The following is an 831-nucleotide window of genomic DNA, read 5'->3' on the forward strand; positions in this document are numbered from 1 at the left end:
TGCAGCCTGGGATCAGAGTATCTCTTGACACAGATTTCTTTCAGCAGAATATTATAGATATGGAGGGGAGTACGGAATTAGTCAGTGCCTCCAACTTGAACGAATTTTTACGCGGGCTACATTTCTCACTAGACCCTGATGATGATGTAATGCTCCTGTTAGATTTTACACAGGCTACAATTACTATAGAATATGAGTTTGATGCCATCAGCGAGGGCGAAACCATCACAGAGGAAAGAGAGTTCGAACTTAGACTGATTACTGGTGGGGCCAATTTTGGCCCAATCAACGGAAATGCCGTAAATACACTCATCAGCGAAGCTTATCCTCAGGCCATTGCGAACCAAATGGATACCGGAGAAAATGCCTCAAGAATCTACCTTAAGGGAGGAGCAGGGTCCTATGCGGAGATCAAGTTGTTTGATGAAATTAACGGTGAAGACGCAATCAATGAGATCAAAGCCAACAACTGGGTGATCAACGAGGCTAACCTTGTTTTCTATGTAGACCGCGAAGAGCTTGACTTGTATCCAGGCATTGATGAACCCCCCAGGCTATACCTGTTCAACGCGGAAACCAACGCCACCCTGATCGACGAACTAACGGAAAATTCGGTGGCGCAATCGGCTTTCGGGCTCTTCCTTAATTACGACGGTTTTCTTGAGGAGGAAGATGATCAGGGGATCAAGTACACGGTGCGCATTACCGAGCATTTAAATGATATTATTGTAAGGGATTCAGCCAATGCTACTTTAGGTCTTTTGATTACCCCTGATATCCGTCTGAATGTGGCTTCAAAAACCATGTTGGCAAACAACGTGGAACAGGCAT

1 protein-coding gene is annotated in these 831 nt (G+C 45.1%); it reads left to right on the forward strand.

Annotation, left to right across the window (positions count from 1 at the left end; translation table 11 throughout):
* Positions 1-50 precede the first annotated feature (50 nt).
* A partial coding sequence (locus tag AC4E7D_RS08935; RefSeq protein WP_490173456.1) for a DUF4270 domain-containing protein occupies positions 51-831 on the forward strand: 781 nt, incomplete at its 3' end.

Source organism: Lentiprolixibacter sp., from assembly GCF_982873095.1.